Source organism: Chryseobacterium sp. OSA05B (assembly GCF_019970065.1).
Lineage (GTDB): Bacteria > Bacteroidota > Bacteroidia > Flavobacteriales > Weeksellaceae > Chryseobacterium.
The window spans coordinates 532639-550429 of sequence record NZ_JAHXYH010000002.1 but is presented as its reverse complement, the minus strand read 5'-3'; the positions used below and the strand labels follow the sequence as shown (position 1 = coordinate 550429).

17 protein-coding genes are annotated in these 17791 nt (G+C 37.6%); 4 read left to right on the top strand and 13 right to left on the bottom strand.

What is annotated here, in order from left to right; genetic code table 11:
- Nucleotides 1-2: 2 nt before the first annotated feature.
- Nucleotides 3-686: a TIGR02117 family protein gene (locus LC419_RS09960; RefSeq protein ID WP_223607195.1), complete on the bottom strand. Its 684-nt coding sequence runs from the start codon at nt 684-686 to the stop codon at nt 3-5.
- A 352-nt stretch (nt 687-1038) separates the two neighbouring features.
- Nucleotides 1039-1983: a tRNA epoxyqueuosine(34) reductase QueG gene (gene queG, locus LC419_RS09955; RefSeq protein ID WP_223607592.1), complete on the bottom strand. Its 945-nt coding sequence runs from the start codon at nt 1981-1983 to the stop codon at nt 1039-1041.
- A 105-nt stretch (nt 1984-2088) separates the two neighbouring features.
- Between queG and LC419_RS09950 the strand changes: the two genes are divergently transcribed.
- The 3 genes from LC419_RS09950 to LC419_RS09940 all read left to right on the top strand — a co-directional run bounded on the left by LC419_RS09950 (nt 2089) and on the right by LC419_RS09940 (nt 4316).
- Complete coding sequence (locus LC419_RS09950) at nt 2089-3300, top strand: outer membrane beta-barrel protein (protein ID WP_223607194.1); 1212 nt, start codon at nt 2089-2091, stop codon at nt 3298-3300.
- Nucleotides 3301-3371: 71 nt separating this feature from the next.
- Nucleotides 3372-3671, top strand: a complete 300-nt coding sequence (locus tag LC419_RS09945; RefSeq protein ID WP_034730870.1) for a rhodanese-like domain-containing protein — start codon at nt 3372-3374, stop codon at nt 3669-3671.
- Between the two features lie 27 nt (nt 3672-3698).
- Complete coding sequence (locus tag LC419_RS09940; protein ID WP_223607193.1) at nt 3699-4316, top strand: hypothetical protein; 618 nt, start codon at nt 3699-3701, stop codon at nt 4314-4316.
- A 642-nt stretch (nt 4317-4958) separates the two neighbouring features.
- Here LC419_RS09940 and LC419_RS09935 read toward each other — a convergent pair.
- The 10 genes from LC419_RS09935 to LC419_RS09890 all read right to left on the bottom strand — a co-directional run bounded on the left by LC419_RS09935 (nt 4959) and on the right by LC419_RS09890 (nt 14036).
- Nucleotides 4959-5729, bottom strand: coding sequence for an alpha/beta fold hydrolase (locus LC419_RS09935; protein ID WP_223607192.1), 771 nt, complete (start codon nt 5727-5729; stop codon nt 4959-4961).
- A gap of 16 nt (nt 5730-5745) precedes the next feature.
- The gene (locus tag LC419_RS09930) at nt 5746-6735 is read right to left on the bottom strand and encodes a nitronate monooxygenase family protein (protein WP_223607191.1); all 990 of its coding nucleotides are present in this window, start codon (nt 6733-6735) and stop codon (nt 5746-5748) included.
- A 177-nt stretch (nt 6736-6912) separates the two neighbouring features.
- Nucleotides 6913-7413, bottom strand: coding sequence for a hypothetical protein (locus LC419_RS09925; protein WP_223607190.1), 501 nt, complete (start codon nt 7411-7413; stop codon nt 6913-6915).
- An 82-nt stretch (nt 7414-7495) separates the two neighbouring features.
- The gene (locus LC419_RS09920) at nt 7496-8860 is read right to left on the bottom strand and encodes a peptidylprolyl isomerase (protein WP_223607189.1); all 1365 of its coding nucleotides are present in this window, start codon (nt 8858-8860) and stop codon (nt 7496-7498) included.
- 87 nt (nt 8861-8947) lie between these two features.
- Nucleotides 8948-9871 (bottom strand): PfkB family carbohydrate kinase, encoded by a 924-nt coding sequence (locus LC419_RS09915; protein WP_223607188.1) that lies wholly within the window; start codon nt 9869-9871, stop codon nt 8948-8950.
- A gap of 27 nt (nt 9872-9898) precedes the next feature.
- The gene (gene gldD / locus LC419_RS09910) at nt 9899-10456 is read right to left on the bottom strand and encodes a gliding motility lipoprotein GldD (protein WP_223607187.1); all 558 of its coding nucleotides are present in this window, start codon (nt 10454-10456) and stop codon (nt 9899-9901) included.
- Nucleotides 10457-10500: 44 nt separating this feature from the next.
- Nucleotides 10501-11547: an A/G-specific adenine glycosylase gene (mutY, locus tag LC419_RS09905; protein ID WP_223607186.1), complete on the bottom strand. Its 1047-nt coding sequence runs from the start codon at nt 11545-11547 to the stop codon at nt 10501-10503.
- A gap of 120 nt (nt 11548-11667) precedes the next feature.
- Nucleotides 11668-12177 (bottom strand): hypothetical protein, encoded by a 510-nt coding sequence (locus LC419_RS09900; RefSeq protein WP_223607185.1) that lies wholly within the window; start codon nt 12175-12177, stop codon nt 11668-11670.
- Nucleotides 12178-12206: 29 nt separating this feature from the next.
- Nucleotides 12207-13568, bottom strand: a complete 1362-nt coding sequence (locus LC419_RS09895; RefSeq protein WP_223607184.1) for a DUF5458 family protein — start codon at nt 13566-13568, stop codon at nt 12207-12209.
- A gap of 21 nt (nt 13569-13589) precedes the next feature.
- Nucleotides 13590-14036 carry a type VI secretion system contractile sheath small subunit gene (locus LC419_RS09890; RefSeq protein ID WP_223607183.1) on the bottom strand — a complete coding sequence of 149 codons (447 nt, stop codon included), beginning with the start codon at nt 14034-14036 and terminating at the stop codon, nt 13590-13592.
- A 357-nt stretch (nt 14037-14393) separates the two neighbouring features.
- Between LC419_RS09890 and LC419_RS09885 the strand changes: the two genes are divergently transcribed.
- Nucleotides 14394-15440 carry a hypothetical protein gene (locus LC419_RS09885; RefSeq protein WP_223607182.1) on the top strand — a complete coding sequence of 349 codons (1047 nt, stop codon included), beginning with the start codon at nt 14394-14396 and terminating at the stop codon, nt 15438-15440.
- Nucleotides 15441-15503: 63 nt separating this feature from the next.
- Here LC419_RS09885 and LC419_RS09880 read toward each other — a convergent pair whose 3' ends face one another.
- On the bottom strand, nt 15504-17600 hold the full coding sequence (locus LC419_RS09880; protein ID WP_223607181.1) for a M13 family metallopeptidase: 2097 nt from the start codon (nt 17598-17600) through the stop codon (nt 15504-15506).
- Nucleotides 17601-17791: the final 191 nt, after the last annotated feature.

The following is a 17791-nucleotide window of genomic DNA, read 5'->3' as shown; positions in this document are numbered from 1 at the left end:
AATTATTTATAGTGTCTGAAGATCCCGAAATCAGAAGGGGTCCAAAGAGCGGCTTTCTGTCCTGCTGCCTTCAAGGCATCGTTTGCCCATGTATTACATGTGTAAAGGAAACTGTACGTGCCTTTAGCATCATAAAATGCATCGTTAACATCATAAACGGCATCAGTAGGAATTACTATGAAATTCCCGTTCTGATCTCTGTCAAATTTATCTTCAATAAATTTCACCAGATTCTTATATTGATCTTTGCTGATCATGATCATTTTACAGTCTTCACCTTCTTTCATGGTCTTGTAATAGGAACAGTGCATGGCCGAATCGCTAAGCCAGAACGCAGCTTTGACCGCAGTGGAAAACTTCAGATCGGCCCAGGTAGGCGTATCCAGATAAAATCCTTTATCACCCCAGCCTATTCCTATATAATTATAATCTGTACTTTTTGATTTTGTATTGGCAAACGGAATTTTCGTGCCCCAATCCTGAAGGTCGTTTTTTACAGGCATTACGATGTCTGTATGCACGCCGTTGGTGTAGATATAGATCGGAATATCTTTCGGCTGCCCGTCATCATCTGCAGAAACTTCTATAAGCGGCAGTACAAGTCCCAAAATAACATAAAGAACTACAATTCCCAAAATAACTCCTATGGTTTTCAGGACATATAATAATACAATTTTCACACTCATGTTTTAATAAAATTTAATCTTCAATTTTCCGTAAAAGTATTTGTTTTAATCGAAAAAATGACTAAATTTAGTTACGAAATATTCACAAATATGCGTAAAAATACAAAATCACAGAAAAGATTTAAAGTAAGAGTGAAAACAGCTCCCAAAAGAGTACAAAAAAAACGTTGATTTTCGGTGGGACATGGGTCTCCTGAAGGTCAATTTTTCTTTTTAGGAAAGGTTTTCCATATATTCTTACTGCATTAAATCTTATCCTCCTTAAAGCACACTGCTTAAGGGATGGCAATTTATCCTCCTAAATTTTGGAACCGGAAAATTCCAAATGAGGATTCGTCACCAAAAATTTTCCCTACTGCTTATCCGAAGAGCGTTCCAAAAACTCTATATTCCGCTTCAAACCAGCAAATTTGGTTCTCTTTACGGGAGATTTCCTGAAGATTTCTGAGAATATTTCCTGGGTAATTTCCTTCCATTCTTCTTTTTTGAAATTTTTCAATGATTCATTAGGGACAAATCTGCTCTGAAGATTAGGTGCAGAAAATCTGTTCCACGGACAAACATCCTGGCAGATATCGCAACCGAACATCCAGTCTTCCATTCTGTCTTTGAAATGATCAGGAATTTCGTTTTTAAGTTCTATGGTGGCGTAGGAGATGCACCGGCTTCCATCAACAATTTTTTCTGAAACAATGGCATCTGTAGGGCATGCATCAATACATTTTCTGCAGGTCCCGCAATGATCTGTGGTGGCATGATCGGCAACCAGCTCCAGATCACAGATGATTTCTGCTAAAAAGTAAAAGGAACCATTCTGCCTGGTAATGAGATTGGCGTTTTTCCCTACCCAGCCTATTCCCGATTTCTTGGCCCAGCTTCGCTCTAAAATAGGTGCAGAATCTACAAAAACGCGGAATCCGAACGCTCCTATCTCTTCCTGAAGTTCTTCCACCATTTCCCGTAAGATTTCTTTTACCACTTCATGATAGTCTTCTGCGTAGGCATATTTTGAGATCTTATAATTCTCCAGCGTTGAAATCTTTTCTTTTGGAAAATAATTATAGGAAAGTGAAATAATGGACTTTGAACCTTCTACAAGCAGCCTTGGATCCAACCTTTTATCGAAATGGTTTTCCATGTACTTCATTTCGCCATGGAAATTATTTTTAAGCCATTTTTCCAGATTGGGGGCATCTTCTTCTAAAAAATCTGCTTTCGAGATCCCGCAGCTCTGAAACCCAAAACGTTCTGCTTTGGACTTAATTAACTGCGCATATTTTTCGGCACTGGAATTCAGGATTTTCACCTTGCAAAATTAAGATTAATTTATAAATTTGTGGCTCTTAAAAAAATTCATTTTATCAATAGGCTTAACGCTTATTATTACAACTAATAACTAACTATGAAAAAAATAAGTCTATTGACAGGACTTCTCGCTGTAACCCTTTATTCAGCACAAATTAAATTTGAAAAAGGATACATCGTCAACAATTCGGGTGAGAGAAAAGAGGTACTCATTAAAAACGCGGACTGGAAATATAACCCTACAGAATTTCAATATAAAACAGATGATAACGGCCAAATTATTAAGGAAAACATCAAAAACATTCAGGAATTTGGTATTGAAGGAAGTGACCGATATGTGCGAAAAACAGTAATGATTGATTATTCTTCTGCAGATCTGAATAGAATGTCCATTGAGAAAAATCCGGAATTTAAAGAGGAAACTTTGTTTTTAAAATATCTGGTAGACGGCAAAGCGGGTTTACTGTATTATGAAAACGGCGATACCAAAAGACTTTTTTATACGGTAAGCGGTTCTGAGCCTAAGCAGCTTGTCTACAAGCCGTATTACGTCAATGGAAATACAATTCATTATAATGAAGATTATAAAAAACAGATTTCAGAGAACTTACAATGCAATATTGGCAACAAACAAATTCAGGATGCGGAATACGCAAGAAAGGATCTGACGAAAATATTCATATCTTACAATGAATGTTCTGGTGGACAGGTTTCAAATTATACACAGTCCAACAAGAAGAAAAACCTTTTCCATTTAAGCATAAGACCGGGAATCAGCTTTTCTTCTGCTGAAACCTCAATTATGTCTAATCTGAGATACGACACTACTGAATTTGGGAATAAAACCACTTTCAGAATCGGTATGGAATTAGAGTATGTCTTGCCTTTCAATAAAAATAAATGGGCCATCTTTGCTGAACCTACTTATCAATACTATAAAAATGAAACTGAAGCCATTGTGTATGCCGGAACTTACAACGAAACCAGAATGCAGGCAAGTATTGATTATAAATCTATAGACCTTCCGATAGGTATAAGACACTATCTTTTCCTTAATGACGATTCTAAAATATTTATTAACGCCGGCTATTCTTTAAACTTCAACATCAACTCTTCGGTAAATTATGACAGCAATATCTGGAAAGTAAAATCCGCCAACAATTTTGTATTTGGAGCAGGTTATAAGTACAAGGACAAATACAGCGCAGAATTCAGGGTAGGAACTTCAAGAGATCTCCTGAGAGATCGTTTATTACTTAATGCAGATTACAAAACAGTATCTGTGATTCTGGGGTATACTCTTTTCTAAAAGTTTAGGATTTATTTCAGAAAAAAATTGCGTATTTTCGTTCTTATTTTTTAATCTAAAATTAAACAGTTATGTCTTTAATAGAAGTAATACAATCGGGAAATTATGAATTAATCGACGTTCGTGAGCCAATGGAACTTGAAATGGACGGAAATATAGACGGAGCCAAGAATATTCCTCTGGGCGAAGTAGAAGACAGAAAAGAAGAGATCTTATCTATTGAAAAACCAGTAATTTTATTCTGCAGAAGTGGAAACAGAAGCGGAAAAGCATTGGAATATCTTAACGGACAAGGCTTGAAAGACGGTCATAACGGCGGAGGCTGGGCTGAACTGAAAGCTGCGTTGGAAGCAAATCAAGGAACTTTTTAAAGTTCCTTTTTTTTATCTCCATTACTTATGAATCTGAAAGAAAAATTTACAGATCTCTGCCTTACCATTTCAAAAGACCAGGATCTTATCAACAGCTTGTGGCAGGAAATTGAAAAAAAATATTCTGAAAAAGGCAGATATTATCATGATCTATTCCATCTGGAAAATATGTTTCTGGAGCTGGAAACTGCACAAGGCCACCTTCAGGATCCGGTTTCGGTTTCATTTTCGGTATTTTATCATGATATTATTTATGATGCCACTTCAAAATCGAATGAAGAAAAAAGCGCATGGTGTGCTGTGGAAAGGCTTCAAAAGTTAGATTTAAATTCAGAGATGATTTCAAAAATTTCATCGCAGATTTTAGCTACAAAATCACATCAACTTTCTGATGAATCCGACACCAATTATCTTCTTGATACTGACCTTTCTATTCTGGGAAAAGATCTCGCCGTATATCTCGATTATACCCGGAAGATCAGAAAGGAGTATGCCATTTATCCCGATCTGCTGTATAAACCCGGAAGAAGAAAGGTACTCAGACATTTTCTGGAACTCGAAAGTATTTTTAAAACCAGAGAGTTCATCAATCTGTACGAACAGCAGGCCCGGCAGAATATAACCGCAGAACTTCAGCTTTTGTGACCATATCAAAAAAGGAGATGCAGCAGAACCGCATCCCCAACATGAATAACATTCATTTCCAACACAACTATTCCATTTTAAATAATTTCTACCGGGAAGTTTCCTTCCGAAAATGTCATGCCCCAATTTTAAAATATAGCAGAATTATTATTGCACTTCCTTAAACTCTGTTTCTCAATATTTATTCACGTCATTGACTGTTAGAATCATCCGTGATGTTATCTTCCCAAACATACAAATCCAAGTATAAGATCTGCATGATTTATATTGTATATTTTGTGTGATTTTGAAACAGAAAAATGCGGTAAATTCAGGCGTCACTACATATTTAACAAGCCACAAAAAGCGATAAAATATTTTAAAAATTTCACAGAAACAGCTTTAAAATTTATAGGAGATGTAAATAATCTGTTTCTTGATTTTCATCAAAATCTGTACAAATATGAAGACCTTGATTTTGCAGATCCTAATGATAAAGCTTTAAAAAGAAACTGACTGTTTTAATAATGTGCATATTTCATACTCATTACTACATTAGGATTGAAAATATGTACACATCAAAACAAAATCCAACCCGAGTACAACACTGAAAAAAGCACCCTGATTCATCAAGATGCTTTAAATGAGTAGTATTCTGTGTAATTAACTGTATTGTCTGATAAAGTCTGCAGCCTTATTAAGAACCGCTTCAGGAACTTCCTTGTGCGGTGTATGGCCTGCGTCGGGAATGATATATTTTTCTGCTATCCCGCTTACCTGGGAAACTGTTTTTTCAACCTGATCCAAAGTCCCGTATTCATCAGCTTCTCCCTGAATAAACAATAAGGGACACCGAATGTCTTTTAAAAGGTATTCGATATTCCAGCTTCTGTAGTCTTCACGCGTCCAGGTTTCTGTCCAGGCTTTGAAAAGCATTTCCACTTTATCTCCATGGTACTTCTGTAACCGTTCAGCAAGATTGGTTGTCTTATAGGCATCCCAGGCGTCATAGACTCCTTTCAGTGTCATATCTTCTACAAAAATATGTCCTGCTTCACAAATCACTGAATTTATCTTTTCCGGATATTTTGCAGCTGTAATCAAAGCAATAGTTCCGCCATCACTATGCCCGAACAAAACAGCATTGTCAATATGAAGTTCAGCAAGCAAATCATTCAGCAGATCGGCTTCCAGTTCCATATAATTGACTGGTCTTTCGTGGGTCACCATGGGTCCGGATTTTCCGTACCCCAGCCTGTCATATATCAGAATATTACAACCTGTAGCTTCTGACAGTTTTGCCGGAAAATCTCTCCAAAGCTGGGTACAACCTAAAGAATCGTGAAGAAAAACAATAACCGGTTTATCTTCAGATGATGGGTGATATGCTGTATAAAGTTTCTGACCTCTTACTTCAATTAATCTCTCTTCCATTAAATTCATTCCTCAATTACAATACCGGTACTTTCGCTTCTTCAAATTCTTTTAATAGATTTCTGAACACCGTTTCTACCGGCAATATATCATTGATTAAAGCTGAAACCTGACCTATTTCAAGCTCGCCGTCTTCCATATCACCTTCAAACATTCCACGTTTTGCTCTTGCACGTCCCAAAGAAGCTATCAGAGCATCTTTATCTCTTCCTGACTGGTAGATATCTTCCAACTCCCCAAAGAACTTGTTTTTTACCATCCTTACGGGCGCAAGTTCTTTTAAAGTAAGATGAGTGTCCCCTTCATTAAGTTCTGTAATTTTCTTTTTCCAGTTATCATGAGCGCTTGCCTCCAAAGTAGCAGCGAAACGCGAACCAATTTGTACACCGTCTGCTCCAAGAATCATTGCTGCTTTCATCTGTGAACCCAAAGCAATTCCTCCGGCAGCAATCAACGGCTTGGAGATGTGATTTTTCACATTAGGAATAAGGCAGAATGTAGTGGTTTCATCTCTTCCGTTGTGACCGCCGGCTTCAAAACCTTCTGCTACAACAGCATCTACTCCCGCTTCTTCACATTTTACGGCAAATTTGGTGGAAGATACCACGTGTGCCACTTTTATTCCTTCTTTCTGAAGGGTTTCTGTATAGGTTTTTGGATTTCCGGCAGACGTAAAAACGATCTTTACGCCTTCTTCAAGAATGATCTGGATAATCTCCTCAAGATTGGGATATAACATCGGTACATTCACACCGAAAGGCTTATCTGTAGCCAGTTTACATTTCTGAATATTTTCTCTTAAGATATCAGGGTACATACTTCCTGCCCCGATAAGTCCCAATCCGCCACAGTTTGAAACCGCCGAAGCCAATTTCCAGCCTGAATGCCAGATCATACCAGCCTGGATAACAGGATATTGTATATTAAAAAGCTCTGTAATTCTATTTTGACTTGTCTGCATTTCCTGAAGTTTTTTCGCTGAATTGAAATCTATAAAATTGCTCATGCGTAAAAATACTAAAAACAACGGTTTTCAGCGGGGAAAAAATGGGTAAAATATTGAGAAGAGTTATGAGTTGTGAGTTATAAGTTATGAGTGTAGCAGGATCTGAATGTTGAAAATAAAAACAAATTTCATTGTCAGTTCACTTCACACCTCGAAAAACCAGTATCTCGCAACGGGTTATGGTTTCAGTCGGTAAGTACTCAATATCTCATCTACTACCGGGCTTAGGTTTAAAAATTTCCGGGCGAGTCCGCACAAGTCTTTCTGAATATGATCAGGTCTAAGTTTTATCCAGCCTTCCATGAGGGTCAAAGGACCGTATTCTACGCTTACATTTTCCCAATTCTTATGATCTTCCGCAAAACGATTTCTAAAGTCTTCAGCAAAGCTCCTGGCGGGTATTTTATAGTCTTTAAGATTTCTCAGTTTCAGCGCATGAATGTTGTAATACAGTTTTCCTTCGTTAATTGATTTTTCATTAATCCAAACTGAAAAAAAGATCCTTCCTGGGGCATCCATTGGAGATTCGGGAGTACTGGACCATTCGGGTTTGTATATTTTTAATGCAACGGATTCAAGAATGGTGTCTACAGACATTCGAAGGCCTGAATCTATAAACTCTCGGGAAAGCATATTGACAGCTTCCTGAAATTTATGTCTGTAAAAAGATTCATCCATTGCTTCAAAGTTTATTATTTAAATATATAATTTTTTCAGAAAGCGCATAAAAAAACCTTCAGAAATTCTGAAGGTTTAGTATTTATTTTTTGATTGATTCTTTTTTCCAGTTGGCTTTGAATTTACAGTTGTCATAGCGTCCGTCAATCGATATAAAGGTTGTCGGCAACTGAGCGTTGACAAACTTTTCAATCATTTCATTACGCTTTTTGTTCAGCGCCATCTGCTTGATTCTGTTGTAATCTGTTTCCAGTGTGATCTGGTGAGCAGGAATCACATCTTCCTGTTTGATCAGCTTTACCACTTTTCTTTTGTTGTCTTCATCCTCGAAAGCTGCCGTCATATCTCCTTTGTTCAGACCAGCCAGTTCGTAGCTGATAGATCCCGGAATACTTTCTCTTTCAATTTTGTCAGAACCGTCTGCTCCTGCAATAATTCCTGCATTGAACTTCGTTTTCTTATCGTCTGAAAACCTAAAAGCAGCATCTTTAAATGTCATCTTACCTTCAAGGATAAGACCTTTGATACTGTCTAATTTTGCTTTTGCTGTTTTGATCTCATCGTCTGTAGGCGTAGCCTTTAAAAGGATGTGTCTTGCATCATATACTTTCCCTGATTTCTTGATCAGCTGTACAATATGGTACCCAAATTCAGATTCAATAGGATCTGAGATCTCATTTTCCTGAAGGTTCAGGGCAGCTGCTTCAAATGGCTTCACCATCTGTCCTTTATAGATGTTTTTGTACAATCCTCCGTTGGCAGCAGATCCTTCATCTTCAGAATAGATTCTTGCTTGGCTTTCGAAAGTTTCTCCACCGGCAATGTCCTGTTTGATTTTCTTTAATCTTTTGATAAGATCTTCCTTATGAGCTTCTGTAAGCTTAGGATACATCATGATCTGGGCTAAAGAAATCTCATCTTTTACTTCAGGAAGCTGCATTTTATACAGGTTATAGAAGTCTGTCACTTCGTTTGGCGTTACGTCTGCTTTTTCAGTAATACGCTGATACTTAGCCTGTCCGTAATATTGATCGATATCTATCTTTTCGATAGCATTTTTCATTTCAAATCCGTTTCTGAATTTATATGCGGTAAGCATTGTTTTTTCATCCGGGAACTGAGAAAGTAACTGACGGTATTTTGCGTTGGCCTGCTCTTTAATAGCAGCAGAACGGTTTTCAATCAATGTATCTTTTTTTGCTTCGTATACAAGAAGCTTGTTGCTGATCAGGTTTTCAAGGAACTCACATTTGTCAGTTTCAGAGGCTCCCTGCTGTTTGGCATAATTCATCTGCTCATTCACATCCGATTCCAAAACAATTTCATCACCGATAACAGCAGCAATACCATCCACTAATTCTCCCGGTTTAAGCTGAGCATTCATGTTTGAAGAGAATATCATCATGAAAATCCCAAGAAGAAAAGTGATTTTTAGTTTATTTGTCATTTTACTATTTTAAACAAGTTGCAAATTTAGAATTCTTAACGAATTAGTCTAAATATTTTATTATAAATATTTCTTAAAAAGACTTATTTATTGCAGTTCGACATCGAATGTCGTTAATTCTTTGAATTGTCTCAATCTCTCAAACATATCAGCTTCGGTAACTTCCTCAATTCTTTCTGTTCCGAATTTCTCAACAGTGAATGAAGCCATCGCTGAACCTACGATCAAAGCAGACTTCATCGTTTCGAAATCTACCTTTCCTTTTTTAGCAAGATAAGCTGCAAAACCTCCTGCAAAAGTATCTCCCGCTCCGGTAGGATCGAAAACGTCTTCCAATGGAAGTGCAGGAATAGCAAATACTTTATTGTCGTGGAAAAGTAAAGCTCCGTGCTCTCCTTTTTTGATGATCACATAGTCAGGACCCATGGTGTGGATCTTTTTAGCTGCTTTTACCAGAGAATATTCTCCTGAAAGTTGTCTTGCCTCTTCATCATTGATCGTAATAACGTCTGTTTTAGCGATCATATCCATTAAGATATCCCAAGCCGAATCCATCCAGAAGTTCATCGTATCAAGGATTACCAGTTTAGGACGGTTGTTCATTTTTTCCAATACAGATAGCTGAACTCCAGGGTGTAGGTTCCCTAGTAAAAGGATCTCTGAATCCTGCATAGAATCAGGAATTTTAGGATCAAAGTTCTCTAAAACGTTTACTTCTGTAACTAAGGTATCTCTGGTATTTAAATCATTGTGATATTTTCCGGACCAGAAGAATGTTTTTCCTTCTTTTACGATCTCGATTCCTTCGATATTTACATTTCTCTCTGTGAACATATCAAGGTGCTCCTGTGGGAAATCTCCTCCAACAACAGAAACAATACCAGATTTAACGCCTAAAATAGAAGAAGTGATGCTGATATAAGTGGCTGCACCTCCTAAAATTTTATCAGTTTTACCAAATGGTGTTTCGATTGCATCAAATGCAACGCTTCCTACAACTAAAAGTTTCATATATTTTTCAATGTATTTTAAAGTCTATTATTTTTTCCATTCAAATGTGTCCAGCAGATGTTTCATATCATTTTTGATATAGTTCACTGCAGGGCCCAAAGAGTCAGGTTTCGGTCTTGTATTAAAGTATAGATAAGCAGTCACGAAGTGTTTCGTACTGTCTGTAATGTAAAATTGAAGATTGGAAGCGGTTTGCCCCTTCAGTTCATAGAAATTCCCATACACCTTTTTATCAGGGTATTCAAATGATTTGGTATCTATAGCGCTCGCTTTGATGGTATGCTCATAGACCATTTTCTCGGTTTCCTTGATATGGTCTGCAAAATCATTCTGTATCGGATAATACGTCACAAAAAGTTTGGCTTTCATTTTCGGGTAGTTGATGTAATACCAGCAAGGCTTTTTGCCATCGGTAATCGATGCAAAATCTGAATATTCAAAAGTATAAGCACAGTTATTTTCAAACTTATGATAATTCGGAGCCGGATACTCAAGACGAAGCTCGCCATAAGGTTTTGGAACATGATCTTTTCCGCACGAAATTAAAAGCAGTGATACAAAAATAAAAATGACGTTTTTAATCATTTTGCAAAAGTACAAATTAGATTTCAGATTTTGGGAGACAAATTTCAGTCTTTCAGTGAGTTTTGAATGTAGTTTTCCAAAGGCTTTGGAAAAGATTTATCATGAGAGGCTTCAAAATGTGTAATGATGTATTGATTTTCTGCGATAAAGCTGTTCCAGACCGCTTCAGAATCTACCTCAACGTTTGAAATTTCAATAGTCAGATTCTTATGGGTAAGTTTATGGGTAACTGTTTTTACGTTTCTGATAAATGGCTCAAGGTCTGGAGAGATCGTAGGTGGAAATTCAAATAATTTCTTCCAGATAAAGTCATCTTTTCTCTGCTGAATCAAAAACTCGCCGTTTCTGTGTACGAAATAATAGCTCAGAGCCAAATCTTCAGTTTTTACTTTCTTAGTTTTTACAGGATAATCTGATGTTTTTTCAAGAGAAAATGCAAGACAGTCATCATTGACCGGACATTCGCTACAGAGCGGATTTTTAGGTTTACAGATCTCTGAACCCAGATCCATCATAGCCTGGTTGAAATCACCTACATTCTCAGGCATCACCAATTCTGCAAGTTGCGAGAAATGGGAAAACGCCCTGGAATTGGAAATATCAAAGTCATCAGCAAAAATACGGCTTAACACTCTGTAAAAATTACCATCCACAGCCGGCACTCTGCCTCCGAAGCAGATGCTCGATACGGCAGCAGCGGTGTACTTTCCTACTCCTTTTAATTTCAGAATTTCATCATAATCGGCTGGGAAAACACCATGATAGTCATTCATGATCTGTTGTGACGCTTTATGGATATTAATGGCTCTGGAATAATACCCAAGCCCTTTCCAGTAAAGCAACACTTCATTTTCCTCAGCATCCGCCAGCGTTTTTACATCCGGAAATCTTTTAATGAAATTGTTATAGTGATTCAGTCCCTGACTGATCCTGGTTTGCTGAAAAACAATTTCGCAGATCCAGATTTTGTAAGGGTCTTTTGTCTGTCTAAAAGGCAGATCCCGTGCATTTTTTCCGTACCAGCTGAGGAGCTTGTTTCCTATATGTCTAAAGTTATCGTTTTCTATTTTTTCCAAAGGTTTCTTCTTCATTATAGATGCTTCGACTCCGCTCAGCATGACATCGTACCCTAAATTGTAAGAAACATCATGTTGAACGGAGTCGAAGCATCTGAATTTACAGACTTGTAATTCTTCTCTGCAAAGATAAAATTAATTATCCTTTTTAACGGTGTATACCGGAGCGGCTTTCAGCCATTCGTATCTAAGGTTTCTTTCTTCAGCGATAAAACGGTAGCCATCCAGCCTTTTCAGATAGAGATACATTGAATCGTTTTCCAGCTTCAGTCTTTGATGGGAAAGGAACATAAAAGGATAATCCACTATGGAGTCTCTTATGGTTTTCATTAATTTTCCGGATTTTACTTTATAGAGAAAAAATGCTTTTCCTCTTCCTTTTGAGCTGTCGGCAAGTTTTACATTTGAGCTTGTAATAACGAGTTCGCTGCCGTCAAAACATTCTTCACGGTCCATGATATAAGCTTTTCCCTGCTGGTGTTCATCTTTAAAAAGATCTACCTCATAATGATCCGGCTGCTGGTATTTTTTTTCACATCCTGACAAGACAATCAGCAGGAGTACAGGCAGGAAGAAGTTTAAACTTTTTTTGATCACATTACTTTTCATATGAATTGGCAGTAAAAAACCGATGTACTCATGCATCGGTTTTATTATTTAAAATTGGGTTCTTATTATTCCTGAGTATATTGTGCATCCCATTCGTTGCCATCATCTCCTTTATGTCCATCCAGTTTAATAACGAAACTTTTTGTAGGGAAATAAGGGGTCATACGGATATCAAGCCATACTCTGTCTTTATTGACTCTGTCCTGCTCGAAACGAACAATTTTGAACTTTTCAATCAATTTGTCCGGACCTTTGATATTGTCAAGGAACGTTACGATCTGTCTTCTTAAATCGTCCTCATTCTTAGCATTCCAGTTTTCGAACGCTCTTCTGTTCAGGAAGTCAAGTAAAACTTTAGTTACATAGTCGAATACACGAACTACGGAATACGTCTGAAGACCGATGTTATCTCCTGTAAATAATGTTTTAGCAGAGAATGCCATGATCTTTCCATATTCGTTTACCATTGGAACCAGACCCATTTTTTCCAACTGAGAAATTTCACTTTTCTTCAATTCGAATTTCACCGCGTCTACTTCGTTGATATTACCGTGTTTTTTACCTGCTGCCACCTGAGACATCAGTGTTTTATGGATTTTTCCTGCCAGTGAAGTGGAAGGTGGAAGCTCTACATTGTCTTCTTCTCCTACTTCTTCAGCTCTTCCTCTACCTACCAGCCAGTTACACGTCATAATAACGTTACTTCTGTGCAGCTCACCACCGGTAAGATTGGCAGAGTGGAATAAGTCTACTACGTCATCCGGCTTATCCAGATTGGCGAAGTCGGTAACCATCATTACTTTGTTTTCGTTACAGATCTTTGCCCATTTTTCAATGACTTTGTTTGAGCCTAAATAGCCAGGAATGGCCAGGATCGAATAGTTATCTCTAAGATCCAAACGGTCATAATAGTTTTTGAATTCGTTGGAAATAGCATCGATAAATAAAGGATTATCGAGATCTGAAACCTGTTCAAGGCTCGCGTTCACGATGCTTACGTTATCCACTTTATCCAGTTCTGTATTTTTATAGAATTGGGCTACAGTTCTGTAGTTGGTTTCCAACAGACGTACTGCATCAAGTGTATTTTTTAAGTTTGTTTTTAGGTTTTGGTCCGCTGACTGCGCTTTGGATTTGCAGGTATCTGCCATTTTATCTGCAGATTCGTTTCCTTCCAAAAGACTTACCCAAAGGTTTAATTTTTGAAGAAGTTCTTTTCTTTCGTCGGTTTTATTGCTGTCCGTCAGGAAAATTTCTTTCCTGGCTTTTCTTGTAGGGTTCATATTGGCGATACCGTCTACAACGGATTCAACAAAGCCAAAACCTCCTATTTTATTAAGTTCTGCAAGCGGGTTGCCTTTCGGCTGCCCTGAGTGTTGCTGCTGACCCTGCTGTTGGTTTTCTTGTGCCTGTAATTTGCTATCCATGATTTGATTTAGTGTAAATAATTATTTTTCAAGTTCTTGTGCCACATCTTTCAATACTTCGATGAATGCAGCTCTTGTCTGCTCATTCTCAAGCATATTACGCAGAATTTTATTTGTTTTCAGCTGGCGTACGATTTTATTGTACTGCTCCTGTTCCATGCTAAGCTGTTGTAAATAGTTGGATTTCTGAGTAAGATTTTTGGGTGTGAAGTCTGCAAGATTCTGAAAACGGAATTCTTCTTCTACAACGGTTCCGTCTTCTGTTTCGTGCTGTACCGCTACGGAAGGTTGAAAATGCCTGAAGACGTCGTCCACTGTCTTTAATCCTGTTACGATTTCAGGGTTATAAGATTCGTCTGTCGTAAGCTGGCTTACTATCAGTGATTTATTTTCCTGTATTTCCTGAATAGCTTCATTAGCGTCTACTTTTACCTCGTTGCCGCCAACACCATAATTAAACATTGCCATATTATTATTATTTTGAGATTTCTGATTTTGGTTTGGATCTGTCTTTGAGTAATTTACCGATGAATCAAATAAATTACCAATCCAATGTTTAAATTTAAAAAAAAACTGTAACATACAAAATTTTGTCAAGATTTTTCTTGAAATATTTAATTTAACCCATAATATATATGTCGTAAAATCATCACTTTACGATATCACTAAACTATGAAAAAATAAATAAAAATAAACCATAGGGAAATAAAATAAAATCCCTGTACATTTTGCATTGATTAAAAAACATCAAATACGTGTTAAAATAGGAATTCCTCCGATGTAAGGAAAAAATATTCTTTATATTTAAGTAAAGTAAACAGAGTCATGAAAGATGTAAAGATCGCATTTAGAAAACCCATATTTCCTGTTTCGGAAGCATTAGAGCAGTATCTGGAAAAACATAACAGAACGACCCAAATTCAGTTTCTGTATGAGGACCTGCTAAGATTCACCGACAGTGTGAATATTCGGGACAAGGAAGGTAAGGATACTCTGTGGCTTGGCGTCTTGTATCCTGAACATGAGTTTAAAGAAATAGAGGCTAATTTAAATAAGATTTATACCCTTCTTCATTCCGACGGAGATGAGGCTACTCTACCCTATCTGAAAGTGGATACCATCGACTTTTGTACTTTTGGAAACTCCAGACCTTTCCGAATTCGGGTGAGAAACATTCTGAACGATAATTATACTAATTTCTATATTAAACAGGCTGATGCTTCACGGATCTACGGACTTGAAATAGAAGACCTGCTCTCTCCCAACCGGATCAACTTTCTGATTTACAAAAACACTCTGATAGAAGAGCATATCTTAGGAATTCCGGGAGACGTTTTTATTCAGAAGCATTTACAAAACTGTTCAGAACCAGAAAAGGCACAAATTTCCAAGGAGTTTGTAAAATTCAATGAACGTTGTCTCATTGGGCTGCTTGGTGACATGCGTTCCTATAATTATGTTATAATTCCAATACACGATTTCGATCAGGTTATTTACAGAATCCGCCCCATCGATTTTGATCAGCAAAGTTATGAAGGTAATTTGAAGGTATATCTTCCCCAGTATTTCAAAGAAAACAGCGTGATGGTTAATATGGTCCTGGAAAAACTAAAGCCCAACTCTATAGAACAGTACCGTAAAGAAGTACGCTCACAAATTGTAAAAAGAGTGACCAGTAGCCAAAACAGATTCGATGAACTTATTTCTATTATGAAAAAGGATAATATTGCGCCGGATGCCAATGTTACAGAGCTGAAAACAGCTTTGCAAAAACTTACTTACGATGTCAATTTCAAGTATTGCAAAACCATGGGCGACATCATAGAAACCGGAATCAAGTTTGTGCTGCGAAACTATAAGAAAGCCTATTAAAAGAGAATCCATCTCACACTGAGTGGAGACGGATTCTTTCTTTTCTAACAATTTTTGGTTGTTCTACCAAATTTTTATTCTGTCCTGAGGAGCTTTGTACATTTTGTCTCCAGGTTTTATATCAAATGCTTTACTGAATGCATCCTGATTCACCAGTGGACCAAATGCTCTGAACACTCCCGGAGAGTGCGGATCTGTCTTCACCTGGTTGATCATATACTGGTCGGTAGCTTTTGTTCTCCACACCGTTGCCCAGCTCATAAAGAATCTCTGATCCTGAGTAAATCCACTGATTTTCCCCGGATTTCCTTTATCTTTTAAATACATCTGAAGAGCGTCATAAGCCACCGCTACTCCACCAAGATCACCGATGTTTTCACCGCTTGTAAATTTACCGTTTACAAAACTTCCTTTTACCGGTTCGTAAGCGCTGTACTGAGCTGCCAGCTGTCCTACTTTAGCATCAAAGTTCTTACGGTCTTCGTCTGTCCACCAGTTGTTCAAATTTCCGTCACCGTCAAAACGTGAACCGCTGTCATCAAAACCGTGAGAGATCTCGTGACCAATAACGGCTCCGATACCTCCGAAGTTAACAGCTGCATCAGCTTTAGGGTTATAGAAAGGAGGCTGAAGAATCGCCGCAGGGAAAACAATTTCGTTGTTTGAACCGCTGTAATACGCGTTCACAGTCTGAGGAGACATTCCCCATTCTGTTTTGTCTACCGGTTTTCCTACTTTATCAAGACTTCTCTGGTACTGCCATGCAGACACATTCTGAAGATTGGAATATAATGTTGCTCCTTGTTTTGGAGATTCCACTTTTAACTGGCTGTAATCTTTCCATTTGTCCGGATATGCGATCTTCACTGTAAATTTAGACAGCTTTTCCTGAGCTTTCACTTTGGTAGCCGGAGACATCCAGTCCATATCATTGATGTGGGTTTTGAATGATTTTAAAATATAATCAATATAGGTCTCCATCTGAGCTTTTGCTTCAGGTGTGAAATATTTTTCAACATATAATTTACCGAAAGCTTCACCCAAAACACCATTCACAAGCGTAAGTCCTCTTTTATCCATCGGACGCTGCTCTTTCTGTCCCTGAAGATATTTTGAATAGAAATCAAATCTGATTTGCTCCAGACTGTCATTCAGGTTGCTGGCGTTACCGTTAATTAAATGATATTTCAGATAATCTTTCAATAACGGAAGGTTCTTTTCCGTCACGAACTGATCCATGTTCTGGTAATATTTCAGTTCGCCGATGATTACTTTATCAGTATTTACTCCAGCATCCTTAAGGTATTTAGCCAGATTAACATTTTTAACCAATCCTGAAAGTTCAGTTACATTTTTTGGATTGTATCTTAAATTGGCATCTCTGTTCTGTTCAAGAGTCAATAAATAATTAGCCAGTTGCTTTTCAAATGTGACAACATTCTGTGCAGCCTGTCCCGCATTTTTATGTCCCAAAACTCCAAACAGCTTTCCTACATAAGTCTGATATTCTGCTAAAGTTTTGGTATTGGCTTCATTTACTTTCTGATAGTAGTCTCTTCCCAATCCCAGGTCCGGACCGCCAAGATATACCGCATTCATTTTAGAATTCTTCATATCCGGGCTTACCCTCCATCCGTAGAAAGAATTGTCGCCTAATTTAGTTGCTTCAAGAAGGTATTTCTGCAGATCATTAAGATTTTTGATCGCCTCAATTTTTGCCAGATCTCCTTTGATAGGAGCCAGTCCATCTGCATTTCTTTTATTCACATCCATGAAAGATGCGTACAGATTCTGGATCTTTTGTCCTTCTGATCCTTCAGCATACGTTTCGGATAAAATCTTGTTCAGAATATCCAAAGAAGCATCATCCACATTTTCTCTCAACGCATTGAAAGAACCCCAACTCGCTTTATCTGAAGGGATCTGAGTAGTTTTCACCCAATTTCCGTTCACATAGCTAAAAAAGTCATCCTGCGGGCGAACGCTTTTATCCATATAAGATAAATTGATCCCCTCTTCTTTTGCTTCTTCTTTCACAGGTTCTGCAACGGCAACTGTAGTTTCAGTTTTGGTTTCTGTAGCAGCAGTTTTAGCCGTTCCGCATGAGTTTAAAAATACAATGCCGGAAAGGGCAAGTATTCCAATATTTAGCTTTTTCATTAAAAAAAATTTTTGATTGTATACAAACTTACCAAATATACGAACTTTAACAATATGTGATTAATGATAATTGAGAAATGATGAAGAGTTTGTAGTGATTTGAGGTACGGGTTCCGGGTTTGAGAGTTTGAGAGTTTGAGGGTAAAAAGAAATACGTCTATGAGTTAGCTGCTGGCTATTGGCTACTGGCA

Bases quoted from the DNA above. Each gene is read 5' to 3' on its own strand.
- LC419_RS09960 (WP_223607195.1), bottom strand. From the start codon at position 686: ATGAGTGTGAAAATTGTATTATTATATGTCCTGAAAACCATAGGAGTT.
- LC419_RS09950 (WP_223607194.1), top strand. From the start codon at position 2,089: ATGAAAAAAATAAGTCTATTGACAGGACTTCTCGCTGTAACCCTTTAT.
- LC419_RS09945 (WP_034730870.1), top strand. From the start codon at position 3,372: ATGTCTTTAATAGAAGTAATACAATCGGGAAATTATGAATTAATCGAC.
- LC419_RS09940 (WP_223607193.1), top strand. From the start codon at position 3,699: ATGAATCTGAAAGAAAAATTTACAGATCTCTGCCTTACCATTTCAAAA.
- LC419_RS09935 (WP_223607192.1), bottom strand. From the start codon at position 5,729: ATGGAAGAGAGATTAATTGAAGTAAGAGGTCAGAAACTTTATACAGCA.
- LC419_RS09930 (WP_223607191.1), bottom strand. From the start codon at position 6,735: ATGAGCAATTTTATAGATTTCAATTCAGCGAAAAAACTTCAGGAAATG.
- LC419_RS09925 (WP_223607190.1), bottom strand. From the start codon at position 7,413: ATGGATGAATCTTTTTACAGACATAAATTTCAGGAAGCTGTCAATATG.
- LC419_RS09920 (WP_223607189.1), bottom strand. From the start codon at position 8,860: ATGACAAATAAACTAAAAATCACTTTTCTTCTTGGGATTTTCATGATG.
- LC419_RS09915 (WP_223607188.1), bottom strand. From the start codon at position 9,871: ATGAAACTTTTAGTTGTAGGAAGCGTTGCATTTGATGCAATCGAAACA.
- gldD (WP_223607187.1), bottom strand. From the start codon at position 10,456: ATGATTAAAAACGTCATTTTTATTTTTGTATCACTGCTTTTAATTTCG.
- mutY (WP_223607186.1), bottom strand. From the start codon at position 11,547: ATGAAGAAGAAACCTTTGGAAAAAATAGAAAACGATAACTTTAGACAT.
- LC419_RS09900 (WP_223607185.1), bottom strand. From the start codon at position 12,177: ATGCATGAGTACATCGGTTTTTTACTGCCAATTCATATGAAAAGTAAT.
- LC419_RS09895 (WP_223607184.1), bottom strand. From the start codon at position 13,568: ATGGATAGCAAATTACAGGCACAAGAAAACCAACAGCAGGGTCAGCAG.
- LC419_RS09890 (WP_223607183.1), bottom strand. From the start codon at position 14,036: ATGGCAATGTTTAATTATGGTGTTGGCGGCAACGAGGTAAAAGTAGAC.
- LC419_RS09885 (WP_223607182.1), top strand. From the start codon at position 14,394: ATGAAAGATGTAAAGATCGCATTTAGAAAACCCATATTTCCTGTTTCG.
- LC419_RS09880 (WP_223607181.1), bottom strand. From the start codon at position 17,600: ATGAAAAAGCTAAATATTGGAATACTTGCCCTTTCCGGCATTGTATTT.